Annotated in this window: 25 protein-coding genes, 1 tRNA gene and 2 pseudogenes; 19 read left to right on the forward strand and 9 right to left on the reverse strand. The window is 64.8% G+C overall.

Annotated features, from left to right (window positions below; genetic code table 11):
* Positions 1 to 25 precede the first annotated feature (25 nt).
* Together BMG03_RS21265 and BMG03_RS21270 are read left to right on the forward strand one after the other, a co-directional pair.
* Positions 26 to 517 carry an EamA family transporter gene (locus BMG03_RS21265; RefSeq protein ID WP_341865712.1) on the forward strand — a complete coding sequence of 164 codons (492 nt, stop codon included), beginning with the start codon at positions 26 to 28 and terminating at the stop codon, positions 515 to 517.
* Positions 514 to 939 carry a hypothetical protein gene (locus tag BMG03_RS21270; protein WP_341865713.1) on the forward strand — a complete coding sequence of 142 codons (426 nt, stop codon included), beginning with the start codon at positions 514 to 516 and terminating at the stop codon, positions 937 to 939. The genes BMG03_RS21265 and BMG03_RS21270 overlap by 4 nt, the downstream gene beginning before the upstream one ends.
* Before the next feature lie 5 nt (positions 940 to 944).
* Here the strand turns inward: BMG03_RS21270 and minE are convergent, their stop codons facing one another.
* The 3 genes and pseudogenes from minE to minC form a co-directional block, all read right to left on the reverse strand.
* Positions 945 to 1,265: a cell division topological specificity factor MinE gene (gene minE, locus BMG03_RS14700; RefSeq protein ID WP_075776902.1), complete on the reverse strand. Its 321-nt coding sequence runs from the start codon at positions 1,263 to 1,265 to the stop codon at positions 945 to 947.
* Positions 1,262 to 2,103 (reverse strand): annotated as a pseudogene (gene minD, locus BMG03_RS14705) (septum site-determining protein MinD). The gene minE and the pseudogene minD overlap by 4 nt, the downstream one beginning before the upstream one ends.
* Positions 2,100 to 2,855, reverse strand: coding sequence for a septum site-determining protein MinC (gene minC, locus BMG03_RS14710; protein ID WP_075776904.1), 756 nt, complete (start codon positions 2,853 to 2,855; stop codon positions 2,100 to 2,102). The pseudogene minD and the gene minC overlap by 4 nt, the downstream one beginning before the upstream one ends.
* A 398-nt stretch (positions 2,856 to 3,253) precedes the next feature.
* Between minC and BMG03_RS14715 the strand changes: the two genes are divergently transcribed.
* Both BMG03_RS14715 and BMG03_RS14720 read left to right on the forward strand, forming a co-directional pair.
* A complete protein-coding gene (locus BMG03_RS14715) occupies positions 3,254 to 5,548 on the forward strand; it encodes an arginine/lysine/ornithine decarboxylase (protein WP_075776905.1) in 2,295 nt (764 codons plus the stop codon).
* A 102-nt stretch (positions 5,549 to 5,650) separates the two neighbouring features.
* Positions 5,651 to 6,727 carry an alcohol dehydrogenase family protein gene (locus BMG03_RS14720; RefSeq protein ID WP_244270957.1) on the forward strand — a complete coding sequence of 359 codons (1,077 nt, stop codon included), beginning with the start codon at positions 5,651 to 5,653 and terminating at the stop codon, positions 6,725 to 6,727.
* 61 nt (positions 6,728 to 6,788) lie between these two features.
* Here BMG03_RS14720 and BMG03_RS14725 read toward each other — a convergent pair whose 3' ends face one another.
* The 3 genes from BMG03_RS14725 to BMG03_RS14735 all read right to left on the reverse strand — a co-directional run bounded on the left by BMG03_RS14725 (position 6,789) and on the right by BMG03_RS14735 (position 7,667).
* Positions 6,789 to 6,977 carry a hypothetical protein gene (locus BMG03_RS14725; RefSeq protein ID WP_075776906.1) on the reverse strand — a complete coding sequence of 63 codons (189 nt, stop codon included), beginning with the start codon at positions 6,975 to 6,977 and terminating at the stop codon, positions 6,789 to 6,791.
* Positions 6,978 to 7,024: 47 nt separating this feature from the next.
* Positions 7,025 to 7,330, reverse strand: coding sequence for a DUF4342 domain-containing protein (locus BMG03_RS14730; RefSeq protein ID WP_075776907.1), 306 nt, complete (start codon positions 7,328 to 7,330; stop codon positions 7,025 to 7,027).
* A 247-nt stretch (positions 7,331 to 7,577) separates the two neighbouring features.
* A tRNA-Ser gene (locus BMG03_RS14735) sits at positions 7,578 to 7,667 on the reverse strand.
* A gap of 182 nt (positions 7,668 to 7,849) precedes the next feature.
* Between BMG03_RS14735 and BMG03_RS14740 the strand changes: the two genes are divergently transcribed.
* The 7 genes and pseudogenes from BMG03_RS14740 to BMG03_RS14770 all read left to right on the forward strand — a co-directional run bounded on the left by BMG03_RS14740 (position 7,850) and on the right by BMG03_RS14770 (position 14,449).
* Positions 7,850 to 8,815 (forward strand): SPOR domain-containing protein, encoded by a 966-nt coding sequence (locus BMG03_RS14740; RefSeq protein ID WP_075776993.1) that lies wholly within the window; start codon positions 7,850 to 7,852, stop codon positions 8,813 to 8,815.
* Positions 8,816 to 8,830: 15 nt separating this feature from the next.
* Positions 8,831 to 10,006: a D-alanyl-D-alanine carboxypeptidase family protein gene (locus BMG03_RS14745; RefSeq protein WP_077701284.1), complete on the forward strand. Its 1,176-nt coding sequence runs from the start codon at positions 8,831 to 8,833 to the stop codon at positions 10,004 to 10,006.
* Between the two features lie 6 nt (positions 10,007 to 10,012).
* A complete protein-coding gene (tmk, locus tag BMG03_RS14750; protein WP_075776908.1) occupies positions 10,013 to 10,627 on the forward strand; it encodes a dTMP kinase in 615 nt (204 codons plus the stop codon).
* 111 nt (positions 10,628 to 10,738) lie between these two features.
* Positions 10,739 to 11,863 (forward strand): DNA polymerase III subunit delta', encoded by a 1,125-nt coding sequence (locus tag BMG03_RS14755; RefSeq protein WP_075776909.1) that lies wholly within the window; start codon positions 10,739 to 10,741, stop codon positions 11,861 to 11,863.
* 22 nt (positions 11,864 to 11,885) lie between these two features.
* A complete protein-coding gene (locus BMG03_RS14760) occupies positions 11,886 to 12,704 on the forward strand; it encodes a TatD family hydrolase (RefSeq protein ID WP_075776910.1) in 819 nt (272 codons plus the stop codon).
* A pseudogene (locus tag BMG03_RS14765) lies at positions 12,701 to 13,502 on the forward strand (MBL fold metallo-hydrolase). Before BMG03_RS14760 ends, BMG03_RS14765 begins: the two are co-directional and overlap by 4 nt.
* On the forward strand, positions 13,502 to 14,449 hold the full coding sequence (locus BMG03_RS14770) for an AEC family transporter (RefSeq protein ID WP_075776912.1): 948 nt from the start codon (positions 13,502 to 13,504) through the stop codon (positions 14,447 to 14,449). Before BMG03_RS14765 ends, BMG03_RS14770 begins: the two are co-directional and overlap by 1 nt.
* 86 nt (positions 14,450 to 14,535) lie before the next feature.
* Here BMG03_RS14770 and irrA read toward each other — a convergent pair whose 3' ends face one another.
* Positions 14,536 to 14,961 carry an iron response transcriptional regulator IrrA gene (gene irrA, locus BMG03_RS14775; RefSeq protein ID WP_075776913.1) on the reverse strand — a complete coding sequence of 142 codons (426 nt, stop codon included), beginning with the start codon at positions 14,959 to 14,961 and terminating at the stop codon, positions 14,536 to 14,538.
* A 163-nt stretch (positions 14,962 to 15,124) separates the two neighbouring features.
* Here irrA and fabA point away from each other — a divergent pair, with 163 nt between their 5' ends.
* The 5 genes from fabA to BMG03_RS14800 all read left to right on the forward strand — a co-directional run bounded on the left by fabA (position 15,125) and on the right by BMG03_RS14800 (position 19,482).
* Complete coding sequence (fabA, locus tag BMG03_RS14780) at positions 15,125 to 15,634, forward strand: bifunctional 3-hydroxydecanoyl-ACP dehydratase/trans-2-decenoyl-ACP isomerase (protein WP_075776914.1); 510 nt, start codon at positions 15,125 to 15,127, stop codon at positions 15,632 to 15,634.
* 31 nt (positions 15,635 to 15,665) lie between these two features.
* Positions 15,666 to 16,895, forward strand: coding sequence for a beta-ketoacyl-ACP synthase I (gene fabB, locus BMG03_RS14785; protein WP_075776915.1), 1,230 nt, complete (start codon positions 15,666 to 15,668; stop codon positions 16,893 to 16,895).
* Positions 16,896 to 16,923: 28 nt separating this feature from the next.
* Positions 16,924 to 17,712 carry an enoyl-ACP reductase FabI gene (locus BMG03_RS14790; protein WP_075776916.1) on the forward strand — a complete coding sequence of 263 codons (789 nt, stop codon included), beginning with the start codon at positions 16,924 to 16,926 and terminating at the stop codon, positions 17,710 to 17,712.
* A 267-nt stretch (positions 17,713 to 17,979) separates the two neighbouring features.
* Entirely contained in the window at positions 17,980 to 18,759 is a 780-nt protein-coding gene (locus BMG03_RS14795) for a pyrroline-5-carboxylate reductase family protein (protein WP_075776917.1), read from the forward strand.
* A gap of 51 nt (positions 18,760 to 18,810) precedes the next feature.
* Complete coding sequence (locus BMG03_RS14800; protein ID WP_075776918.1) at positions 18,811 to 19,482, forward strand: haloacid dehalogenase type II; 672 nt, start codon at positions 18,811 to 18,813, stop codon at positions 19,480 to 19,482.
* Positions 19,483 to 19,489: 7 nt separating this feature from the next.
* Here BMG03_RS14800 and BMG03_RS14805 read toward each other — a convergent pair whose 3' ends face one another.
* Entirely contained in the window at positions 19,490 to 20,080 is a 591-nt protein-coding gene (locus tag BMG03_RS14805; RefSeq protein ID WP_075776919.1) for a hypothetical protein, read from the reverse strand.
* Between the two features lie 63 nt (positions 20,081 to 20,143).
* Here BMG03_RS14805 and BMG03_RS14810 point away from each other — a divergent pair, with 63 nt between their 5' ends.
* Together BMG03_RS14810 and BMG03_RS14815 are read left to right on the forward strand one after the other, a co-directional pair.
* On the forward strand, positions 20,144 to 20,968 hold the full coding sequence (locus tag BMG03_RS14810; RefSeq protein ID WP_075776920.1) for an alpha/beta fold hydrolase: 825 nt from the start codon (positions 20,144 to 20,146) through the stop codon (positions 20,966 to 20,968).
* Positions 20,965 to 21,855, forward strand: coding sequence for a DMT family transporter (locus tag BMG03_RS14815; protein ID WP_075776921.1), 891 nt, complete (start codon positions 20,965 to 20,967; stop codon positions 21,853 to 21,855). The genes BMG03_RS14810 and BMG03_RS14815 overlap by 4 nt, the downstream gene beginning before the upstream one ends.
* A 70-nt stretch (positions 21,856 to 21,925) precedes the next feature.
* Here BMG03_RS14815 and efp read toward each other — a convergent pair whose 3' ends face one another.
* Positions 21,926 to 22,495: an elongation factor P gene (efp, locus tag BMG03_RS14820; protein ID WP_075776922.1), complete on the reverse strand. Its 570-nt coding sequence runs from the start codon at positions 22,493 to 22,495 to the stop codon at positions 21,926 to 21,928.
* A 99-nt stretch (positions 22,496 to 22,594) separates the two neighbouring features.
* Here efp and epmA point away from each other — a divergent pair, with 99 nt between their 5' ends.
* Positions 22,595 to 23,635 (forward strand): EF-P lysine aminoacylase EpmA, encoded by a 1,041-nt coding sequence (gene epmA, locus BMG03_RS14825; protein WP_075776923.1) that lies wholly within the window; start codon positions 22,595 to 22,597, stop codon positions 23,633 to 23,635.

The raw sequence follows: 23,635 nt of genomic DNA on the forward strand, positions 1-23,635 counted from the left end.
GCCATCCGCGCGAAGGGAGCCCATCATGACCAGACATCCGATGTTCGGCATCTTGCTCGCGCTGTTCGGCGCGCTGGCGATTTCGCCCGACACGCTGCTGATGCGCTGGTCGGAGATGAGCGGCGCGCAGATGGTGATGTGGCGCGGCCTGCTGATGGGCGGCGCGATGTGGCTAATCTCGATCGTCGTGCGCAGGCGTCACCTGAAACACGACCTGAAGGCGCTTGCCAGCGGCGCAGGGCTGGCGCTGGTCGCATGCCATTTCTCGAACATGACGCTGTTCGCGGTGGGGATCGCCGCCGCGCCCGTGTCTATCGTGCTGTTCAGCGTCTCGACGGTGCCGGTATTCGCGGCGCTGCTGTCGCGGCTGATCCTGCGCGAGACGACGCATTGGTCGACATGGCTCGCCATCGCGGCCGTGCTCAGCGGGATCGGGCTTGCGGTCTTCGGCCCCGCCCGCCGAGCGTTGGCGGCAATCCGATCCTGGGCGCGCTTGCCGGTCTCGGCGTGGCGTTGAGCCTGTCGACGACCTTCGTCACTATCCGGCGCAATCCGCATCTGCCGATCCTGCTCGCCGTGGGCTCCGGGGCCGGGCTGGCCGGGCTCGCGGCGCTGATCTGGACGGGGGGCGCTGCCGTGACCGGCGGTCAGGTCTGGGCGATCGCGCTGGCAGGCGGCGTCGTGCTGCCGGTCTCCTTCATGTCGCTCTCGTTCGCCTCGCGCTACACCTCGGCCTCGAATGTGAGCCTGCTGATGCTTCTCGAGACGATCCTCGGACCAATCTGGGTCTGGTGGGGCACTGGCGAGGCCCCGAGCCGCGCAATGCTGGCAGGCGGGGCGATCGTGATCGGGAGCCTTGCGCTCTATCTCTGGCACGCGGGCCATCGTCGGCAAAGCGTCCTCCGGCGCAGCCAGTCAGCCGCGCCGGAGCATCTCTGAACCGCTTACTTCCGGGCTGCCGGCTTGGCAGCCGGTTTCGCGGGCTTCGCGGATTTGGCGGCTTTTTCCGCATCCGACGGCATCTCGATATTGATCTCGAGGCTCGAGATATCGTCGTTGCGCTCCATCCGGATATCGACGCCGTCCTCCTCGATCTCCATGTACTTGCGGATCACGGCGAGGATGTCGCGTTGCAGATCGGGCAGATAGTCGGCCTGCGCCGACCCGCTGCCGCGTTCATGCGCGAGAAGGATCTGCAAACGGTCCTTGGCCGTCTGCGCCGATTTCGCGCGGCGGGGTTTGAGCGAGAAACCGAACAGGCTCATGCGGACCGCCCGAAGAGCCGTCCGATGAAGCCCGGACGCTTCTCGCCCGGAATGCGCATCGGAATGTCCTCGCCGAGAAGCCGGCCGACAGCGTCGTCATAGGCGGCAGAGGCGCTCGACGGCTCGTCGAGCACGACCGGCATGCCGGTGTTCGACGCGCGCAGGACGGCGGTGCTTTCGGGCACGATGCCCAGCAGCGGGACTGCCAGAAGCTCCAGCACGTCTTCGACCGTCATCATCTCGCCCTTGTCAATGCGCGACTGATCGTGACGGGTCAGCAGCACCTGCGCCTTGACCGGCTCGCCGTCGGTTTCGGCACGACGGGTCTTCGACGACAGAAGGCCAAGCACCCGGTCACTGTCGCGCACCGAGGAGACTTCGGGGTTGGTCACGACGACCGCCTCATCGGCGAAGAACATCGCCAGCTGCGCACCACGCTCGATCCCGGCGGGGCTGTCGCAGATGATGTAGTCGAATTCCTGCCGCAGCTCGTCGAGCACCTTCTCGACGCCCTCTTGCGTCAGCGCATCCTTGTCGCGGGTCTGCGAGGTCGGCAGGATCGAGAGCGTCTCGACCCGCTTGTCCTTGATCAGCGCCTGCTTCAGACGGGCATCGCCCTGAATGACGTTGATGAAGTCGAACACGACACGGCGCTCGCAGCCCATGATCATGTCGAGGTTGCGCAGGCCCACGTCGAAATCGATCACGACGGTCTTGTGGCCGCGCTTGGCGAGACCGGCAGAGATTGCGGCGGCCGAGGTAGTCTTGCCCACGCCCCCTTGCCCGAGGTGATCACGATCACCTTGCCGAGCGGCTTATCATCCTTGAGTTGCGTCATTCGAACGCCTCCACACAAAGTTTGTCATCGTCGAGGTAAACCTGCACGGACTTGTGACGAAGCTCCGCGGGAATGGTTTCGCTCGTTTTGTAAAGGCCCGCGATCGCGAGCAGTTCGGCGTCGAGCTGGCGGCAGAAGATGCGCGCGCTCTCGTCGCCATGTGCGCCTGCCATCGCCCGTCCCCGCAGCGCGCCGTAGACGTGGATATTGCCCGCCGCGACCAGTTCCGCGCCCGAGGCGACGGAGCCGACCACCGTCAGATCGCCATGTTCGGCCACGATCATCTGGCCAGACCGCACCGGCGAGCGCACGATCTTGTTACGCGCGACCGGCGGCGCCGTCCGCTTCGCCGCGGGCTGCGGCTTTTGCGGCTTCGGCTCGGGCATCGCGGTTTCGCGGCCCACCTTGATCGGGATAATTCCGTAACCTTTCACGGCGCTTAGCTGCGCGTCGGTGGCGTTCTGCGCCCCGAAGATCTGCAGATCGCGCGCGAAGAGGTTGTCGATCATGTCGCGCACGTCGGCCGGTTTCGAAAACTCCGGCACCTGCGCGAAATCGAGCACCATCGGCGCACCGGCCAACAGATGCGGCGTTTTCGCAAGCTGTGCGTCGAGCGCGGCATAGAACGCACCATCGGGCGCGTCGGTCTCGAGCCGAAGCGCGATAGCGGTCAGGAAAAGACCGCGGAACTGAAAAGGCTGAACCGAGACCGGCGCAGGCTTCTGCCCGGTCTGAGATAGGGAATCGGACACGAGGGTAACTCGCTTCTGCTCAGGTGTGGGGATGCAGGGTGCACCCGCCTTGTTTTTCTTTGTTGTGTCGGATCGCGCACTGCAATTGCCAGCACAAAATCGCGATGGCCTCTCTACTCGGCTAAATCCTGCCGTCAACCGGAAGTGGACGAAGTTTTCGTGTAAAGACGTACGCTCTGACCGAGATCCTCGGTTGACCCAACGTCGAAAGGCCGGAGCGCAGCCCCGATCAGTTCCGGTCAAAGCCTCCGCGCCCGTCCAAAGCTGATCTGCCCCTGACTCGCCGAGAGGGTCTCCCGCGCGGGCTTGACCTTGCCTATATTCGACTGAAATGAACGGGGCGCGGCGCATGCCGCCCATTCGCCTGACCCAGCTTGGCCCGAGAGAGGACCCACCTGATGAAATTCCGCTTCCCGATTGTCATCATCGACGAGGATTTTCGCTCCGAAAACACCTCCGGCCTTGGCATCCGGGCACTCGCACAGGCCATCGAGGCCGAAGGTTTCGAAGTGCTGGGCGTCACCAGCTATGGCGACCTGTCGCAATTCGCCCAACAGCAGAGCCGCGCCTCGGCATTCGTGCTGGCGATCGACGACGAGGAATTCTCCGCCGGTCCCGAACTCGACCCGGCGGTCGAGAAGCTGCGCGCCTTCATAGAGGAAGTGCGTTGGAAAAACGCCGATGTGCCGATCTTCCTGCATGGCGAGACGAAGACCTCGCGCCATCTGCCCAACGACATCCTGCGCGAACTGCACGGCTTCATCCACATGTTCGAGGACACGCCGGATTTCGTGGCCAAACACATCATCCGTGAGGCGAAAAGCTATCTCGAAAGCATCCAGCCGCCTTTCTTCAAGCAGCTTCTCGACTATGCCGAGGACGGCTCCTACTCGTGGCACTGCCCGGGGCACTCGGGGGGCGTGGCCTTCCTGAAATCGCCCATCGGGCAGATGTATCACCAGTTCTACGGTGAGAACATGCTGCGCGCCGATGTCTGCAACGCCGTCGAGGAGCTGGGCCAGCTGCTGGACCATAACGGCGCGATCGGCGCGTCCGAGCGCAACGCCGCGCGGATCTTCAACTCCGATCACTGCTTCTTTGTTACCAACGGCACCTCGACCTCGAACAAGATGGTCTGGCACCACACGGTGGCCCCGGGCGACGTGGTCGTGGTCGACCGCAACTGTCACAAGTCGATCCTGCATGCGATCATCATGACCGGCGCGATCCCGGTCTTCCTGAAACCCACGCGGAACCACTGGGGCATCATCGGCCCGATCCAGCGCTCGGAATTCGAGCCCGAGGCGATCAAGGCGAAGATGCGCGCGAACCCGCTTCTGGCCGATTACGACATCGACGCTGTGCAGCCGCGGATCATGACCCTGACGCAGTCGACCTATGACGGCGTGCTTTACAACACCGAGGTGATCAAGGGGCTCCTCGACGGCTGGGTCGACAACCTGCATTTCGACGAGGCGTGGATCCCCCATGCCGCCTTCCACCCGTTCTACGGCCAGTATCACGCGATGGGCCGCAAGCGTGAGCGCACGGCCAAGTCGATCACCTATGCGACGCAATCGGTGCACAAGCTGCTCGCCGGGATTTCCCAGGCGAGCCACGTGCTGGTGCAGGACAGTCAGGAGGAAAAACTCGACCGGCATCTCTTCAACGAGAGCTACCTGATGCACACCTCGACCAGCCCGCAATATTCGATCATCGCAAGCTGCGACGTGGCGGCGGCGATGATGGAGCCTCCGGGCGGCACCGCGCTGGTGGAGGAAAGCATCGTCGAAGCGCTCGATTTCCGCCGCGCCATGGTGAAGGTCGAAGAGGAATACGGCCCCGAGGACTGGTGGTTTCAGGTATGGGGCCCGACCGATTTCCGCGCGGATGGCGACGGGATGGCCGAGACCCGCGACTGGGTTCTCAAGAAGACCGATGCCGAGGGCGTCGAGACTACCGGGTCGGATAGCTGGCACGGCTTTGGCGACATGGCGCCGGGCTTCAACATGCTCGACCCGATCAAGGCCACGATCATCACCCCCGGCCTCGACATCGAAGGGCATTTCGACGACAGCGGCATCCCGGCCTCGATCGTGTCGAAATACCTCGCCGAGCATGGCGTCGTGGTCGAGAAGACCGGGCTTTACAGCTTCTTCATCCTGTTCACGATCGGCATCACCAAGGGCCGCTGGAACACGCTCCTAGCGGCGCTGCAGCAGTTCAAGGACGATTACGACAAGAACCAGCCGCTGTGGCGCGTGATGCCGGAGTTTTCCGCGAAATTCCCGCGCTACGAGCGCATGGGGCTGAAAGATCTCAGCCAGCACGTCCATTCGCTTTACGCGAAATACGACGTCGCGCGGCTCTCGACCGAGATCTACCTGACCGATCATCACCCCGAGATGACGCCGTCGGAGGCCTTCTCGCATATCGCGCGGCGCAAGACCGAACGTGTCTCGATCGACGAGCTGGAAGGTCGGATCACGACGAGCCTCGTGACCCCCTACCCGCCGGGCATCCCGCTGCTGATCCCGGGCGAGGTCTTCAATTCGAAGATCGTCGAATACCTGCGCTTCAATCGTGAATTCGCGCATGAATGCCCTGGCTTCGAGACCGACATCCACGGCCTCGTGACGGAGACCGGCGAGGACGGCAAGACGCATTACTTCGCGGATTGCGTGGCGCGCTGAGGCGGCACGCCTAAGGTCGAACGAACAAGGGGCGCGGCTCGGTTTATCCCGACCGCGCCCTAACTCATTTCACAGACGGATCGGTTTCGAGAGGAAAGCAGCATGAGCGACATCCCGAAGGGCACGATGATGGCCGTGGTCACGACCGGCACGGGTGGCTACGAGCGGCTCGAATACCGCGAGGTTGCGATGCCGGAGCCGGGGCCCGGCGAGGTGCTGCTGCAGGTGCTGGCGGCGGGCATCAACAACACCGACATCAACACCCGACTGGGCTGGTATTCTTCTGAGGTCAAATCCGGCACGCAGGAGTCGCGCGAGGACGCCGAGCATGCCGATGGCGGCTGGAGCGGGGCAACGCCCTTCCCGCTCATCCAAGGCACCGATTGTTGTGGGCGGGTCATCGCGGTGGGAGACGGTGGCGATGAAGCCCTGATCGGCACTCGCGTACTGGTGCGGTCCTGCATGCGCCAAAACGGTTTCTCCTCGATGGACACCGTCTGGCTCGGCTCGAATTTCGACGGGGCCTTCGCGCAATACGTCAAAGTGCCCGCAGGCGAGGTCTTCGCCATCGACAGCGACTGGAGCGACGCCGAACTCGCCACCCTGCCCTGCGCATATGGCACCGCCGAGAACATGATCCACCGCGCAGGAGTCACCGCGGGCGAGCGGGTGCTGGTGCCAGGCGCCTCGGGCGGCGTGGGCTCGGCGCTCATCCAGCTTCTCAAACGGCGCGGCGCGGAGGTGATCGCTGTCACCAGCGCCGCCAAGCGCGAGATGGTGCTGAAGATCGGAGCGGATCGGGTGCTCTGTCACGAAGACGATCCCGTAGCGGCAATCGGCGAAAGCTGCGTGGATGTCGTGATCGACAACGTCGCAGGGCCGGGTTTCGGGACGATGCTGAAACTGCTCCGGCGCGGCGGGCGCTATGCCTCCTCCGGCGCGATTGCCGGACCAATCGTGGAGCTGGACATGCGCGACATGTATCTCAAGGACATCACCCTGATCGGCTGTACCGCATGGGACGAACCCGTCTTCGGCAACCTGATCTCCTATGTCGAGAAGGCCGAAATCCGCCCCTTGCTGGCGGCCACCTACCCGCTCGATCAGATCGCCGAGGCGCAGAAAGTGTTTCAGCAAAAGCGACACGCCGGGAAGATCGTACTGATCCCGGGGCCGTAAAGCGTCGAAACGGCAGACCCGGGTCGGAATCGGCCTTGCGGATATTACCCGGTATCGGTCGTCACTTGCCGGGATCGGGGGGATCGGTGAACACCCGCACCAGCATCGTGCCGACGATCCACACTCCGAAGGTCAAGACGATGGTGGCGCCGGTGCTCAGGTAACCGCCGACAAAGCCGGCCAGCGCGATCACGACGCCGATGGCGCCGACGAGCCCGACCAACTCATGTCTTTTCTGGCGAAAGCCCATCGGTCTGCCCCCGTCCTCATGCTCTGCCGGGCCGTCCGGCCCGGCCCCTACGCGTTCTTCTGATCGTCCTCATCGGCCTCCTTGACCCGCTCGATCTCCACCTTGACCCGGGTGACGAGCCCCGCGATCACACCGAGGACGGCCAGCCAAGGCGCGGCGAGCACCACGACCCCGCTGACGGCGAGGCTGAGATTGAGGGGTGCCTCCACGAAGGGATCCCCGTCGGCGGAGCTGATCCGCAGCTGGCGCACGCTCCCCTCTTTCGCCAATTCCTTGATGCGATCGACGAGTTGGCTTCCCGCGACCTCGATTTCTTCCCAGGCGGTACGGTCGGACTTCTTGTCGTCTTCCATCGAACTGTTCCTCTTCAAGGGGTAACATAGATGCGATTGTAGCAGCGCTTGCGACAGGTTGATGCGAAAGCGCGATCACAGGTGACCGCTTCCCACTGCGCAGATGGAGAGAAACACGATTTTGCGACTTCCGCCTTGATCTTCGTCAGGCAAGGCCGGAAAGGGCCACTCGCAGATCGGGAGATCGCAGTCACTCTCCCTCCGGAACGGCCCCGCTGCCCGGTCAGATTGCAGGTTTGCATGCAAGTGGCGGAGGAGGTGGGATTCGAACCCACGGTAGGCTTTCACCTACGTCGGTTTTCAAGACCGGTGCATTAAACCACTCTGCCACTCCTCCGACGGGTCTCGCTTAGACCGCTTCACGCGATTCTGAAAGTCTCGCGCGCCGATTTCCGCGCGTGGGCGTTGGGGCCGCTTTTCACGGGCTCTGCAAATCGCTAGGATCGCGCGCAAGGCATGGCGCAAGCGGTGCAGACGCGCAGGCAAGAGGCGGGCGAACCGCGCGAGAAGGGGCACAGGATGAGTGAGCAGACGGGAATGACGCGCAAGCGTGTAACGGGCTTTGCCCTTATGCTGGGCGCGGGGATCGCGCTGGCGGGCTGTCAGGAGAGCGGCGGCTCCCCGTTCGGGCTTTTCAAGAAGAAGCCGACCGATGAGACCGCGGCGCCCGGTGCGGCCGAGGCCGTCACCGAGAACGGCCAGAAGATGATCGAGCGAGATGTCGAAGCGCCGCAGGTCTTCTCGGTCGACGAGAAGGGCCTGTGGGACGGGCGTCCCTCGCTCGGCGGAGTCTGGGTCGCGCATCCGAACGTGAAGGATCCCGAGCGGGTGATCATCCGCAACCCGTCGAACGGCAAATTCGTGATCGGGGCCCTGTTCAAGCGCGAAAACGACAATCCGGGACCGAAACTGCAGGTCAGTTCCGACGCGGCCAATGCGCTGGGACTTCTGGCGGGCGCGCCGACCGAGCTGTCCGTGGTGGCGCTGCGCCGAGAGACGGTTCCGGTCAAGCAAGACAACCCCGCGCCGCTCGTCGACAAGCCGGTGATCGCGGCCCCCGAGGCGGTGGAACAGAAGTCGCTCGACGAGGTAACCTCGACTGCCGCGGCCGGGATCGCCAAGGCGCAGGGCACGCCGAAGCCCACGGCCAAGCCGGTCAAACCCGCGATCGGCGCGCCGCCCGCCCCGGCACCGGCCCCGGCGGCACCGGTGGCCGCAGCGGCTCCACAACCCAGCAAGCCGAAGATGAGCACTGGCGCTGGTTATATCCAGATCGGTATCTTTTCCGCCGAGGCGAATGCGAAACGCGCCCAGAGCCAGATGGCGAAGGCCGGCGTGATCGCCGAGATCGTAAAGGAACAAAGCCATTCCAAGACCTTCTGGCGCGTGATCGCGGGCCCTGCGCCCACGAAATCCGACCTCGACGCGCTCAAGACCAAAATTCACGGGCTGGGCTACCCCGACGCCTATCCCGTCTCGAAATAGGACTACGCAGAAGATATGACCTTCATTCGCCTGATCGCCGCCACACTTGCAGCCTGCCTGTTCGCCCTGCCCGCCGCCGCTTTCGACACCAAGGCTCATGCCGCTTGGGTCTATGACCTCTCGACCAAGACCGTCTTGATGGCGAAGAACGCGGATATCCCGCTGCCGCCGGCCTCGATGTCGAAACTGATGACGCTCGATCTGCTGTTCGAGGCGCTGGAAGACGGTCGGGTGACGATGGACACGACCTTCCCGGTGTCCGAGCATGCGCAATCGATGGGCGGCTCGACGATGTTCCTCAACACGACCGACCGCCCCACCGTGCGCGACCTGATCCAGGGCATCATCATCAACTCGGGCAACGACGCCTGCGTCGTGGTGGCCGAGGGGCTGGCGGGCTCGGAGTCCTCCTTCGCCGATCTGATGACCAAGCGCGCGCATGAACTGGGCATGAAGAACTCGATGTTCGCCAACTCGAATGGCTGGCCCGACCCCGGTCAGCGCATGTCGGTCCACGATCTCGGGATCGTCGCAAGCCGGATCATCACCCATTTCCCGCAATATTATCACTTCTTCAGCGAGACCCATTTCAACTACAAGGATCGCGCCCCGGCCAATGCCGAGAACCGCAATCCGCTTCTGGACATCCGCGCCGCCGACTGGAAGGCCGACGGCATGAAGACCGGTCACACGCAGGAAGCGGGCTACGGCCTCGTGGGCTCCGCCGTGATGGGCGAGCGTCGCATCGTCTTCGTCCTCGCGGGCATGGATTCCGAACAGGCACGTCGCTCGGAAGGCGAAGCGGTCGCGAACTGGGCCTTCCGTCAGTTCGTGATGAAGGATGTTGCCAAAGCGGGCACCAAGCTCGCAGAAGCGCCGGTGTGGCTGGGCGGGAAGTCGACCGTCGGTCTCGCGCCGAAAACCGATCTGTCGCTGCTGATCCCCGCCGGCGCGAAGGACAAGGTCAGCGCCGAGGCCGTGTTCAAAGGCCCGCTGCAGGCGCCGATCAAGCAGGGTCAGGAGGTCGGCAAGCTGGTGATCACCGTGCCCGGCCTCGACAATGCCAACGAAATCCCGCTGGTCGCCACCGAGGACGTCAAGAAGGGCGGCTTCGTCGTGCGCGTGAAAGCGGCTCTGGCGCGGCTCTCGGGCAAGGCGTTCGAAGCGGCGATGGAACGGGTGAACAGCTAAACGCGCATGTTCATCAGCTTCGAGGGGATCGACGGATCGGGTAAATCCACACAGGCGCGGATGCTGGCCGAAACCCTGCGAGCTGCGGGGCGCGAAGTCGTTCTGACCCGCGAACCCGGCGGCTCCCCGGGGGCCGAGGAAATCCGTCGGCTGGTGCTTGAGGGTGATCCCGACCGCTGGTCGGCCGAGACCGAGATCCTTCTGTTCACTGCCGCGCGCCGCGACCATCTGGAGCGCGTGATCGAACCGGCACTGACCGCCGGAAAGGTCGTGATCTGCGACCGCTTCGCAGATTCGACCCGGATGTATCAGGGCCTCTCGCGCGGCGATCTGCGCGCGGTCGTCGATCAGCTGCACGCCCTGATGATCGGGCGCGAGCCGGACCTGACCGTGCTGATCGACATCGACCCCGCCACCGGCCTCGCCCGCGCCAAGGGGCGCCAGGGCACCGAAGAACGTTTCGAGGATTTCGGGGTCGGCTTGCAGGAAAAGATGCGCGCGGGGTTCCTGTCTCTGGCCGAGGAATTCGCGGAGCGCTTCCGCGTGATCGACGGTGCGCGAGAGGCGGATGAAATTGCCGCCGATGTGCTGAGCGCCGTGCAGGCGGAACTGCACAACTAGGGGCCGAGAGGGTGCGACCCGGGGCTGCTCGCCCCGCGCCGATAGCCGAGCCCCGAGCCTTACGCGAAAACCCCGCTGGAAACCGCCCGCGCGCGCATTTAGAGTGCCGCCATGAGCCTCGCCGATCTCCCCGATCCGACCCTTGCGCCCGGTGCGCGACACCCGCGCGACACGCCGCGTCTGGTGGGTCAGGCGCGGGCCGAAGAGGGCTTTCTCGACGCGTACAACATGGGACGGCTGCATCACGGCTGGCTGCTGACCGGACCGCGCGGCGTGGGCAAGGCGACGCTGGCATGGCGGATCACCCGCTTTCTGATGACCCAACCCGAAGAGGATGGGCCGGGCCTGTTCGGCGAACCGGAACGCCCCACCAGCCTCGAGCCCGATCCGAACCACCCGGCGCTCAGTCGTATCCACGCCGGATCGGAGCCCGGTATCTTTGTGCTCAAACGCGGGCCCAACGCCACCGAATCCGCGCTGTCGCAGGACATCCGTGTCGACGAGGTGCGCAAGCTGCGCTCCTTCCTGCATCTGTCTGCCGCCGAGGGCGGGCGACGCGTGGTGATCGTCGATGCTGCCGACGAGATGAACACGCAGGCCGCTAACGCGCTCCTGAAACTACTCGAAGAGCCGCCGCCGCGGGTGACCTTCCTGTTGATCGCGCATCAGCCGGCGCGGCTGCTGCCAACGATCCGCTCCCGCTGTCGCGAATTGCGGCTGGGCACGCTCTCGGCCGAGCAGATGGAAGCCGCGATTGCCGCCGCCGAGGAAGATGGCGAGCCACCGGACCTCGACCACCACGCGCTGGCCGCGCTCTCGGGCGGCTCCGTCGGCGCCGCGATCCGGCTGATCAATCAGGACGGCATGACGACCTACGCCAAGCTCGTCGACCTGATGGGCACCCTTCCCCGGCTCGACCGTCTGGGCGCGCTGGCGCTGGCCGAAAGCTGCGTGGGCAAGGCGAACGAGAACCGCTTCATCCTCGTGCTCAACCTGATCGACCTCTTTCTCTCGCGTGCCGCGCGCGCGGGCGTGATGGGACCGCCCCACCCCGAGGCCGCCCCCGGCGAGGCACAGCTTCTCGCACGATTGTCGCCCGACGATCAGGCAGCGATGAAATGGGCCGCCCTTCATCAGAGCATGGGCGCACGCGCCGCCCACGGCCGGGCGGTCAACCTTGACCCTGCCGCGCTCGTGATGGATATCGTCTTGGAGATCACAGCCGCCGCCTCCTGATGCGGCGCGAAAGGAGCCGATTTTGACCCTCCCGCCCGAGATCACAGACAGCCATTGCCATCTCGATTTCCCCGATTTCGACGGTGAGCGCGATGACATCATCGCCCGCGCGAACGCCGCCGGCGTGACCCGGATGGTGACGATCTGCACCAAGCTGAAGAACGAGCCCTCCGTGCGCTCCATCGCCGAGGCGCATAAGGGCGTCTTCTACGCCGCGGGCACCCACCCGATGAGCGTGGCCGAAGAACCGATGGCAACCGTGAACGAGTTGGTGGCGCTGGCGAAGCACCCGAAATTCGTGGGTATCGGCGAGACCGGGCTCGACTATCACTACACCGCCGAGAGTGCCGAGGTGCAGAAAACCTCCCTGCGCCTGCATATCGAAGCCGCGCAGGAAACCGGCCTGCCGCTGATCATCCATTCGCGCGACGCCGATGAGGACATGGAAGCGATCCTGACCGAGGGGATGAAGGCCAAGCCCTATTCCTGTGTCATGCATTGCTATTCGTCGGGGCCGCGCCTCGCGCAGGTCTCTGTCGATCTGGGCTTCTATCTCTCGATGTCCGGCATCGCGACTTTCCCGAAAAGCCAGGAAGTGCGCGACATCTTCGCCGCCGCGCCGCTCGACCGGATCCTCGTGGAAACCGATAGCCCCTATCTCGCGCCGCCGCCCTATCGCGGCAAGCGCAACGAGCCCGCCTATACCGCCCACACCGCCAAGGTCGGCGCCGATGTATTCGGCCTGCCGCTGGAGGAATTCGCCGCCGCGACGCAGGCCAATTTCGACCGTTTGTTCTGGAAAGCCGCCGAACATGGCGAACGCGGGAGCGTCGCTGCATGAGCCGGATGCGCTTCACGATCCTCGGCTGTGGCTCCTCGGGGGCGTGCCGCGCCTTGGCAACAACTGGGGCGAGTGCGACCCGGCGAACCCGAAGAACCACCGGCTGCGCTGTTCGATGCTGGTGGAGCGCGTGTCGCAATCGGGCACGACGCGGGTTCTGATCGACACCACGCCCGACATGCGCCAGCAGCTTCTGACCGCGGGCGTGGGCGAGCTGGACGCGGTGGTCTACACCCATAGCCATGCCGATCACGTCCACGGGCTCGACGATCTGCGCCAGATCGTCTTCAACATGCGCACCCGCCTGCCCGTCTGGGCCGATTCCGATACCGAGACCGCGCTTCTGGACCGCTTCGCCTATGCCTTCGTTCAGCCCTCGGACAGCAATTACAAACCAATCTGCGAGTTGAAATCGATCCATCGCGAGCGGCCTTTCCAGGTCACCGGCGCGGGCGGCTCGATCGAATTTCAGCCCTTCCGGGTCGAGCATGGCAATATCGACGCGCTCGGCTTCCGGATCGGCGGGCTGGCCTATCTGCCCGACGTCTCGGACATCCCGAAGAGGCTTGGAAACATCTCGACGGTCTGGATTGCTGGGTGCTCGACGCGCTGCGCCGCAAGCCGCATCCGACGCACGCCCATCTGGCCCGCGCGCTGGAATGGATCGAACGCGCCCAACCCGCAAGCGCGGTGCTCACCAACATGCATATCGACCTCGACCACGATGCGGTCGCCAACGAGACGCCCGATCACATCCGCCCTGCCCATGACGGAATGGTTCTGGATTTCGGTCTCTAATGAGCGTCCTGATCAACGTCATCCTGCCGGTCTTCCTCGTGATCGGCTTCGGCTATGTCGTGGCCTTGCGCGGGCTGTTCTCCGAGGGCGCGGTCGACGGGCTGATGCGTTTCGCGCAGAATTTCGCGGTGCCCGTGCTTCTGGCGCGCTCGATCGCGAATCTGGACCTGACGCAGAGCTATAACTGGTCGATGATGGCCGCCTTCTACGCGGGGGCGCTGATCTCTTTCGCGATCGGCATCGCCGGCGCGCGCGCGATGGGCCGCAACGGCCCCGAAAGCGTCGCCATCGGCTTCGCCTGCCTGTTCTCGAATTCTCTGCTGCTGGGCGTCCCGATCACCGAGCGCGCCTATGGTACCGATGCGCTGTCGGGCAACTTCGCTATCATCTCGGTCCATTCGCCCTTCCTCTACACGATCGGCATCCTCGCCATGGAGATGGTGCGGTCGTCCGGCACCGGCACGTCGCTCGGGCGCGTCGGCCTCAACGCGCTGATCGGGGTGATCCGGACGCCGCTGGTGATCGGCATCCTGACGGGCTTCGTGATCAAGATACTCACCACATTGACCGGTCAGCCCCTGCCCCATCCTCTGATGGAGGCGATGAACATGATGGCCCGCGCGGCCCTGCCAGCGGCCTTGTTCGGGCTGGGCGGCGTGCTCTATCGCTACCGCCCAGAAGGCGACGCGAAAGCCATCGCGATGATCACCGGCCTGTCGCTGGGTCTGCATCCGGCGATCACCTACGGCCTTGCGCATTTCGGCTTCGGCGTCGACACCGCGTCGCTTCGCTCGGCCACGCTGACAGCGGCGATGGCACCCGGTGTGAACGCCTATCTCTTCGCGAATATCTACGGGGTAGCGCGCAGAGTCGCGGCCTCGGCCGTGCTGATCGCGACGGCATTGTCGATCCTGACGATCTGGGGATGGCTCGCGATCCTGCCGTGAGATTTAGGCCGACGCAATACAGGGGCTCTGCCCCTCTGGCCTACGGCCATTCACCCCGGGATATTTTCGCCAAGAAGAAGCGGCAATCAGGCCTTGCGGACGCGGATCACGACGTCGACGCGGGTAATCTCGGCGCCTTCCGGGGCTTGCGGGATCGAGGCGAGTTTCAGTTCCTCGGCCGGCGCATCCGACAGGCGATTGTCGTCTTCCCAGAAGAAATGCGGGTGATCGTCCATGCGCGTATCGAAATAGCTGCGTGCGCCATCGACAGTGATCTCATGCATCAGCCCGGCATCGCAAAACGCCTTGAGCGTGTTGTAGACGGTCGCGAGCGAGACCTTTTCGCCAGCGTCGCACGCGGCCGCGTAGAGGCTTTCGGCGGTGACGTGACGATTTTCCCCATCGCCCACGAGCAATGTGGCCAGCGCCAGTCGCTGACGGGTGGGACGCAGCCCGCCACGGGTCAGCCATTCCTGTCCGCGGCGCTGTTCGGTCGAATTCGTCACAGCCATGTCATGTCTCCTCGCTACCTATATGAGACTTTTCCACTCAGGTTTCAATGCAACCGCGCGAGCGCGGGCCCGAGCGCGCGACCGACGACCGTCGCCCTTGCGCCGCGCGGCCACGCGGTGATAGAGGGATGCAAAAGCACGCCAAAACCGGGAAGGAGCGCCGATGGCTGGGTTTCCGACGAGCTTCGGGAAAGAAGATCTTCTGAAATGTGCACGCGGGGAGCTGTTCGGCCCCGGCAATGCGCAGCTACCGGCGCCGCCGATGCTGATGATGGATCGCATCACCGATATCTCGGGCGATGGCGGCAAGCACGGCAAGGGTCACGTTGTCGCCGAGTTCGACATCACCCCGGACCTGTGGTTCTTCGAATGCCATTTCCCCGGCAATCCGATCATGCCGGGCTGCCTCGGCCTCGACGGGTTGTGGCAGCTGACCGGTTTCAACCTGGGGTGGCGTGGCTGGCAGGGTCGCGGCTATGCTCTGGGCGTGGGCGAAGTTAAGCTCACCGGCATGGTCCGCCCGGATCGTAAAATGCTGACCTACAAGGTCGATTTCACCAAGGCCGTTCAGACGCGTCGCTTGACCATGGGTGTCGCCGACGGGATCGTCGAGGCCGACGGTGACGTGATCTACGAGGTCAAGGACATGAAGGTCGCGCTCTCCGAGAGCTGACCCCCATAGAGAGATAAGACAGGAGGCCCGCATGCGCCGCGTCGTCATCACCGGTTTGGGCATCGTCTCGCCCATCGGCAACAATGCCGAAGAAGTCACCGCCAGCCTGAAGGCCGGCAAATCCGGCATCGTATTCGCCGAGGATTATGCCGAGCGCGGCTTCCGCAGCCAGGTCAAAGGCCAGCCGAAGATCACGCTCGAGGACCATATCGACAAGCGCAACCTGCGCTTCATGGGCCCGGGCGCGGCCTACAACTTCATCGCGATGGAGCAGGCTCTGGCCGATAGCGGCCTCGAAGAGAGCGACATCTCGAATCCGCGCAGCGGCCTGATCATGGGCTCGGGCGGTCCGTCCACCTCGAACTTCTTCGAGGCGCATCGCATCGTCATGGAGAAGGGCTCGCCCAAGCGGATGGGGCCGTTCATGGTGACCCGCTGCATGAGTTCGACGAACTCGGCCTGTCTGGCCACGCCGTTCAAGATCAAGGGCGTGAACTACTCGATCACCTCGGCCTGCTCGACCTCGGCGCATTGCATCGGCAACGGCACCGAGCTGATCCAGATGGGCAAGCAGGACATCGTCTTCGCCGGCGGCGGCGAGGAGTTGGACTGGACGCTGAGCTGTCTGTTCGACGCGATGGGTGCGATGTCGTCGAAATATAACGACACGCCCGAGCTGGCCTCGCGCGCCTTCGACGCGACCCGTGACGGCTTCGTCATCGCGGGTGGCGGAGGCGTCGTCGTGCTCGAAGAACTCGAGCACGCCAAGGCACGCGGCGCGAAGATCTACGCGGAAGTCACCGGCTACGGAGCGACTTCGGACGGCCACGACATGGTGGCCCCCTCGGGCGAAGGCGGCGAGCGCTCGATGAAGCTCGCGGTCGGCACCCTGCCCGAAGGCCGCAAGATTTCCTATATCAACGCCCACGGCACCTCGACGCCCGCAGGCGACGTGACCGAGGTGCAGGCCGTGCGCCGCGTCTTCGGCGAGGAAAACGTGCCGAAGATTTCTTCGACCAAATCGCTCACCGGGCACTCGCTCGGCGCGACCGGCGTGCATGAGGCGATCTATTCGCTGCTGATGATGGAAAACAACTTCATCGCGGCCTCGGCCAACATCACCGAACTCGACCCGGCGATCAAAGCCGAAGAGATCGCGATGGAGCGGATCGACAATGTCGAGTTCGACTCGGTCCTTTCGAACAGCTTCGGTTTCGGCGGCACCAACGCGTCGCTCGTGATGAGCAAATATTTGGACTAACGAATTTATAACGGCGGCAGGGACGGGAATGGCGGAACTGATGAAGGGTAAGCGCGGCCTCGTGATGGGGGTCGCCAACGAGCGTTCGATCGCTTGGGGGATCGCGAAGGCACTGGCCGAGCAAGGCGCGGAACTCGCGTTCTCCTACCAAGGGGAGGCTTTCGGCAAACGGGTCGAACCGCTGGCCGAGAGCGTGGGCTCGAAATTCCTGCTGGATGTGGACGTGAATGACGACGCCTCGATGGACGCCGCCTTCGCCAAGCTGAAAGAGGAATGGGGCTCGATCGACTTTGTCGTCCACGCCATCGCCTATTCCGACAAGTCCGAACTCGCGGGACGGTTCATCAACACCACCCGCGAGAACTTCAAGAACTCGCTGACGATCTCCTGCTACAGCTTCATCGACGTGGCCAAGCGTGCCTCGGAACTGATGAACGAGGGCGGCTCGATGATCACGCTGACCTATATGGGCTCGCAGCGCGTGACCCCCTATTACAACGTGATGGGCGTGGCGAAGGCGGCGCTGGAATCGGCGGTGCGCTATCTGGCAGCCGATCTGGGCCCTGACGGCATCCGCGTGAACGCGATCTCGCCCGGCCCGATGAAGACGCTGGCCGGGGCCGCAATCGGCGGCGCGCGCAAGACCTTCCGCCATACCGAGCACAATTCGCCCCTGCGCCACAACGCGACTCTGGAAGCGATCGGCGGTACGGCTGTCTATCTGCTCTCGGATTATGGTGCCTGCACCTCCGGGGAGATCATCTCGGTCGATAGCGGCTATCACGTCATGGGCATGCCCGCGGCGGAAAACCTGTAAGCTCAGCCAATCGCAAGCAGGGCGCGCGCCGGCCCGTGGGGTGGCGCGGCTCACGCTCTGTGCGGCAGCGCTTTATCCAAGCCACATACCTTGAACATGGCTGCGTTTCGCGCGGTTGGCCAAGGCGCCAGCCGGCGGGGACGGGCCGGCGAGCGCCCTGCGGCTTCGCCGCGTTCCGGGCGCAGTCTCGTGTTTGAAGCGGACCTCCCTCCCTTCCCCCATCCCCTGCCCCGCGCTAGGCTGCCGCGAGCACACAGGGAGGCGCGCATGGCACTCGATTTCTCCATCGGCATCATCGGTTCGGGCATGCTCGGCGCGGCAATCGCGGAGGCGCTCTGGCGCGCGGAACCCAGGTCGCTTCTGATGGCCAACCGCTCCGGCACCGTGCCTGGCATTGACGGCTTCCCACCCCAGAACGTGCTGACCGATCCGCAGGCACTGGCAGAGGCTTGCGACGTGGTGATCCTCTGCGTGCCGCCCGCCGCCGCCCGAGACCTCAGGATCGATGCGAAAGACAAGCTGGTGATCTCCGTCATGGCGGGCGTGCCTTTGGCCGACCTCACCCGCATCAGCGCCAGCCCCCGCGTGATCCGCGCCATGTCGAGCCCCGCCGCCGCAAAGGGCCTCGCCTATAGCCCATGGTTCGCGAGCGATGCCGTGACCGAGGACGACCGCGCCCGCACTCGCGTCCTGTTTGAGGCCTGCGGGCAGACGGATGAACTCACCGACGACGCCCAGATCGACCTCTTCACCGCGATGACCGGCCCGGTGCCGGGATTCGTCGCCGCCTGCGCGGCTGCGATGGCGCGTCATGCCGAAGATCAGGGCGTCCCGCCCGAGATCGCAGACCGCGCGGTGCGCCAGCTATTTCTCTCGGCCGGAGAGATAATGGCCGAGGGTCCGCCCCCTCAGGCCCATGTTCAGGAGATGATCGACTACGCGGGCACGACCGCCAAGGGCCTCACCACGCTGCGCGACAATGGCTTTGCCGAGCGTCTCGCCGAAGGGCTCGTCGCCGCGACGCAAGCCTCGCGCGACATCTACTGACCCTTGCACCCGGCCTCACCGACGCTAGGGTGAAGCTCGGGAGGAAATATCATGTCCATTCAGCTTTGCGTCTTCGACGCCTACGGCACGCTCTTCGACGTCGACGCCGCCGCGCGCAATCTGGCCGCCGAGGAACCGCGCCTGACCGAGATCTGGCCGCGCCTTGCAGCAGACTGGCGTCGCAAGCAGCTCGAATATAGCTGGCTGCGGGAGGTGATGGGCGATTACGTCGATTTCTGGCAGCTGACCCGCGACGGGCTCGATTGGGCGATGGCGGCGCAGGATCTCGACGATCCCGATTTGGCCGAGCGGCTGATGGCACTGTACCGCGAATTGCCCGCTTTCCCGGAAGTGCCCGAGATGCTCGATGCGCTGCACCATCGCGGTGTCGGGCGTGCGATCCTGTCGAATGGCGCGCCCGACATGCTGGGGGCTGCGGTTCATGCGGCGGGCGTGGGGCATCTGCTCGACGAGGTGCTCTCGATCCACGAGATCGGCCATTACAAACCGCGCGCCGCCGTCTACGACATGATCGCGCAGAAAATGGGCGTCGAACCGGAGAATACCTGTTTCATCTCGTCGAATGGCTGGGACGCGGCGGGGGCGGCGAAGGCGGGCTTCCGGGTGCTGTGGGTCAACCGCGCAAACGCTCCGGTCGAACGGCTGCCCTATAAACCCGCTGCGATCCTGACGGACCTGCGCGCGGTGCCCGACCACCTTTGAGCCGCGCTCACTCCTCCATCTCGCGCAGCGCGCGCCGCAGGCGCATCGTCTGCGCCTGAAACCCTTCGGCATCCGTGTATTCCACGAAATCGCGGTAGCGCAGATGCGGCCCCTTCACCCGGTGCGCGTGCTTGATCGGGCACCAGTACTGCTCGGTCCGGCCGGCGATCTCGCGCACATAGCTCAGAAGCCCGTTGCAATAGCCGCAATAGACGCAGTTCAGCTTCTGCAGCGCGTTGAGATAGGCCAGATGCTGACGGTCGACCACGATATGATCGGAGCGCTTCACCTTGGCGATACGGTAGATCGGAAAACAGATTGCCTGATAGAGGCTCACGAAAAGATCGAGCAGCACGAAGGGCACGATCAGCGAATAGATCACCGGAGCCGTCAAAATGACCATCGGGCGCGCGTAGGACAGAAAGCGCAACAGGCCCACACGCGCCTGCCGGTGCGCATCGCGCACGCCCGCCTCGAACACCACCCGGTTATGATCGAGCCGGAATGCCATCGCCTCGCGGCGACGGTCCCATTCCGCTTCGATCTCGTCTTCGAGCGCGCTCAGTCTTTCGTGTAATCTTTCCAGCGTGTCAGCCATGGCGATCTCCCTCTGACGCACTATGATCGCGGACAGGTCAGCAATCCAGAGAGGAGCGGCGTAATGGATTTCTTTACCGCGGATGATGGTGCGAAGATCGCGTATCGCGACAGCGGCAGCGGCGTGCCGATCCTGGCTTTGTCCGGTCTGACGCGGAACACCCGAGATTTCGACTATGTCGCCCCGCATCTGAAGGACGTGCGGCTGATCTGCATGGATTATCGCGGCCGCGGCGAGAGCGACTGGACCGGACAGGAAACCTACACCGTGCCGCGCGAAGCGGCGGATGCGCTCCAGCTTCTCGATCATCTCGGGATCGAGAAGGCGGCGATCCTCGGCACTTCGCGCGGTGGGCTCGTAGGCATGTATCTCGCGCTGACCGCGAAAGAGCGGATGACCGGGCTTGCGCTGAACGACGTGGGCCCCGTTCTCGACGAGACGGGGCTGAACAAGATCTTCGACTATATCGGGCGCAACCCGGCGGCGAAGAGCTACGCGGAAATGGCCGAGAAGCTGCCCGAGGCGATGACCGGCTTCGCCGACGTCCCACCCAACCGCTGGGCGATGGAGGTCCGTCACCATTACGTCGAGACCGAGACGGGGCTGAAGATCAATTACGACCCCGCCCTGCGCGAGGCTTTCCTCGGCGCCTTCAAGGGCGGCGTGGAGCCCGCCTGGCCGCTCTTCGAGGCGACCGAGGGGCTGCCGCTCGTCCTGATCCACGGCGCGAATTCCGATCTGCTGAGCGACGCCACCGTCGAAGAGATGCAGCGCCGTCGCCCGGACATGATCTATGCCCGCGTCGCCGACCGCGCCCATATCCCCTTCCTCGACGAACCCGAGGCGCTGGCCGCGCTGGAAGCGTGGATCGAGCGGATCAAAGGGTGAGCGAGGCCCGCGTCACCCTCATCGCCAGCGCGATCACGCTGATCACGGGCGCGCTTTGGGGGCTTTACTGGCTGCCGGTGCGCGCGCTGGACGGCCATGGTCTGGCGGGCGCCTGGGGCACGGTCGCGATCACCGTGGTCGCCTGCGCGGCAATGGCGCCGGTCGCATGGGCCAAACGTGCCGAGCTTGCCACTGCGACGCCCGCAGCGCTGGCCTCGGTCGCGCTCGGCGGTGCGGCCTTCGCGCTCTATTCGATCGGTTTCCTCTATGGCCGCGTCGCGCTGGTGATCCTGCTGTGGTTTCTCACCCCGGTCTGGTCGGTGCTGATCGGACGGTTCGTGATGGGCTGGCCGGTCTCGCGGCTGCGGATGGCTGCGATCGTCGTGGGTCTCTCCGGGCTCGGTCTGATGCTGGGCGCGGGCGGCGGCCTGCCCCTGCCGAGCAGCCTCGGCGAATGGATGACCCTCGTCGGCGGCGTGATCTGGTCGGTCGCGACCACCGGGATGCGCACCAGATCGACGCTCTCGCCCGGCCCGGCCACCTTCACCTTCGCGGCTGGCGCGGCCCTCACCGCGCTCTGCCTCGCGCCGTTCCTCGCGCCCCTTCCCGCGAGCGGGGTCGATTGGGCCGCCGCACTCGGGCTGACCATCTCCGCCGGGGTGTTCTGGTGGGGCGCTGCGACGGCAGCTCTGATGTGGGCCACCGTCCGGCTCGAACCGGCGCGGATCGGAATCTTGCTGATGAGCGAGGTCCTGGTGGGCGCGGTCTCCGCCGCGCTGATCGCAGGAGAGCTGCTCTCCGCTATGGAGATCGCAGGCGGCGCGCTCGTACTCGCAGCCGGTCTGCTGGAAGTCTGGCCCGCCCGCCCCGCGCAACGCCCCGCCTGACCTACACTTCCCATCCGTAAACAAAAAAGGCGCCCGGAAGGGCGCCTTTTCTATCAGATCGCTGCGAGGATCAGTCCTTCGCGCGCTCCACATAGGTGGTGTCTTCGGTGTTGATCACGATGCGCGTACCGACTCCGATATGCGGCGGCACCATCACGCGGATCCCGCCGGTGCAGATCGAGGGCTTGTAGCTCGACGAGGCGGTCTGACCCTTCACGACCGGCTCGGTCTCTTCGACCTCGACAGTGACTTTCTGCGGCAGGTCGATCGCGATCGCGTTTTCCTGGAAGGTCTTGAGATGAACGCGGATCCCGTCGCGCAGGAATACCTTCGCATCGCCGATCACGTCTTCCTGAACCGCGAGCTGCTCGTAGGTCTCGGGGTCCATGAAGTGGTAGCCTTCGCCATCCTCATAGAGGAAATCGTATTCACGCTCTTCGACATGGGCGCGCTCGACCTGCTCGGTCGTGCGCCAACGCTCCGACACCTTGGTGCCGTCCGAGATGCGGCGCATGTCGACCTGCGTCACGGGCGTGCCCTTGCCGGGATGGATGTTCTGCGCGGTGATCACGACGTAAAGCTTGTCGTCGATTTCTAGCACGTTGCCCTTGCGGACAGAGGAAGCGATGACTTTCGCCATGAAAGGACCCCTTTGAATTCGGATAAAACAGGCTCTGGCGCCCGGATTGCAGAGCGCCTAAACCATTTGCGCCCCGATTTCCAGCCTGAAAGGCCTTCCATGCCCCCGTTCTGGACGCCCGAGCGCCACGCCGACCGCCGCCCTGCCCTGCTCGCGCGCAACCGCATTCAGGCCGCGATCCGCGGCTGGCTGGCGGCAGAGGATTTCGTCGAAGTCGATCCCTGCGCTCTGCAGGTCTCGCCCGGCAACGAGGCGCATCTGCACGCCTTCGCCACCGACATGATCGGCAATGACGGCGCGGCGCGGCGAATGTATCTGCACACCTCGCCCGAATTCGCGATGAAGAAACTGCTGGCGGCGGGCGAGCCGCGCATCGCCGCCTTCGCCCATGTCTGGCGCAACCGCGAGGCGGGCAAGCGCCATTCGCCCGAATTCACCATGCTCGAATGGTATCGCGCGGGCGAAGACTACACCGCGCTGATGGCGGATTGCGCGGCGATGCTGCGGCTGGCCGCGGAGGCAGCGGGATCGCCCGTGCTGCGCTATGGCACCGCCGAGTGCGATCCCTTCGCCGAACCTGAGCGGTGGTCGGTGGCCGACGCGTTCGAACGCCATGCCGGGATCGACCTGCTCGGCACCTGCGACGGAGCGGAAACGGACGTGGCGGCCCTGCGCGGGCAATGCGAGGCGATCGGCTTTGCGGTTGCCGATGCGGATAGCTGGTCCGACATCGTCTCGAAACTGCTGGTCGCGAAGGTCGAACCGCATCTGGGCCATGGCCGCGCGATGATTCTGGACCGCTATCCACTGGCCGAGGCCGCGCTGGCCCGCCCTGCCCCGGATGACGCCCGCGTGGCCGAACGGTTCGAGCTTTACGCCTGCGGGGTAGAACTCGCCAACGGCTTCGGCGAGCTGACCGATCCGGTCGAGCAGCGCCGCCGCTTCGAGGCCGATATGGACCTGAAGGAACAGCTTTACGGCGAGCGTTACCCGATCGACGAAGACTTCCTCGCAGCGCTCGAGATCATGCCCGAAGCGTCGGGCATCGCGCTCGGCTTCGACCGGCTGGTGATGCTCGCGACCGGCGCGCCGAAGATCGAGGATGTGCTCTGGGTTCCGGTGGGCGGCGCGACGGGTTGA

Origin of the sequence: Thioclava nitratireducens (assembly GCF_001940525.2) — a bacterium.
GTDB classification, from domain to species: Bacteria; Pseudomonadota; Alphaproteobacteria; order Rhodobacterales; family Rhodobacteraceae; genus Thioclava; species Thioclava nitratireducens.

Excerpts from the sequence above, each read along its gene's own strand:
- epmA (WP_075776923.1), top strand. The coding sequence starts at position 22,595 with ATGCCCCCGTTCTGGACGCCCGAGCGCCACGCCGACCGCCGCCCTGCC.
- BMG03_RS14795 (WP_075776917.1), top strand. The coding sequence starts at position 17,980 with ATGGCACTCGATTTCTCCATCGGCATCATCGGTTCGGGCATGCTCGGC.
- BMG03_RS14715 (WP_075776905.1), top strand. The coding sequence starts at position 3,254 with ATGAAATTCCGCTTCCCGATTGTCATCATCGACGAGGATTTTCGCTCC.
- tmk (WP_075776908.1), top strand. The coding sequence starts at position 10,013 with ATGTTCATCAGCTTCGAGGGGATCGACGGATCGGGTAAATCCACACAG.
- BMG03_RS14790 (WP_075776916.1), top strand. The coding sequence starts at position 16,924 with ATGGCGGAACTGATGAAGGGTAAGCGCGGCCTCGTGATGGGGGTCGCC.
- BMG03_RS21265 (WP_341865712.1), top strand. The coding sequence starts at position 26 with ATGACCAGACATCCGATGTTCGGCATCTTGCTCGCGCTGTTCGGCGCG.
- BMG03_RS14745 (WP_077701284.1), top strand. The coding sequence starts at position 8,831 with ATGACCTTCATTCGCCTGATCGCCGCCACACTTGCAGCCTGCCTGTTC.
- BMG03_RS14810 (WP_075776920.1), top strand. The coding sequence starts at position 20,144 with ATGGATTTCTTTACCGCGGATGATGGTGCGAAGATCGCGTATCGCGAC.
- BMG03_RS14805 (WP_075776919.1), bottom strand. The coding sequence starts at position 20,080 with ATGGCTGACACGCTGGAAAGATTACACGAAAGACTGAGCGCGCTCGAA.
- irrA (WP_075776913.1), bottom strand. The coding sequence starts at position 14,961 with ATGGCTGTGACGAATTCGACCGAACAGCGCCGCGGACAGGAATGGCTG.
- BMG03_RS14740 (WP_075776993.1), top strand. The coding sequence starts at position 7,850 with ATGAGTGAGCAGACGGGAATGACGCGCAAGCGTGTAACGGGCTTTGCC.
- BMG03_RS14800 (WP_075776918.1), top strand. The coding sequence starts at position 18,811 with ATGTCCATTCAGCTTTGCGTCTTCGACGCCTACGGCACGCTCTTCGAC.
- fabB (WP_075776915.1), top strand. The coding sequence starts at position 15,666 with ATGCGCCGCGTCGTCATCACCGGTTTGGGCATCGTCTCGCCCATCGGC.
- BMG03_RS14720 (WP_244270957.1), top strand. The coding sequence starts at position 5,651 with ATGAGCGACATCCCGAAGGGCACGATGATGGCCGTGGTCACGACCGGC.
- BMG03_RS14770 (WP_075776912.1), top strand. The coding sequence starts at position 13,502 with ATGAGCGTCCTGATCAACGTCATCCTGCCGGTCTTCCTCGTGATCGGC.
- efp (WP_075776922.1), bottom strand. The coding sequence starts at position 22,495 with ATGGCGAAAGTCATCGCTTCCTCTGTCCGCAAGGGCAACGTGCTAGAA.
- minE (WP_075776902.1), bottom strand. The coding sequence starts at position 1,265 with ATGAGCCTGTTCGGTTTCTCGCTCAAACCCCGCCGCGCGAAATCGGCG.
- fabA (WP_075776914.1), top strand. The coding sequence starts at position 15,125 with ATGGCTGGGTTTCCGACGAGCTTCGGGAAAGAAGATCTTCTGAAATGT.
- BMG03_RS14725 (WP_075776906.1), bottom strand. The coding sequence starts at position 6,977 with ATGGGCTTTCGCCAGAAAAGACATGAGTTGGTCGGGCTCGTCGGCGCC.
- BMG03_RS14730 (WP_075776907.1), bottom strand. The coding sequence starts at position 7,330 with ATGGAAGACGACAAGAAGTCCGACCGTACCGCCTGGGAAGAAATCGAG.
- BMG03_RS14755 (WP_075776909.1), top strand. The coding sequence starts at position 10,739 with ATGAGCCTCGCCGATCTCCCCGATCCGACCCTTGCGCCCGGTGCGCGA.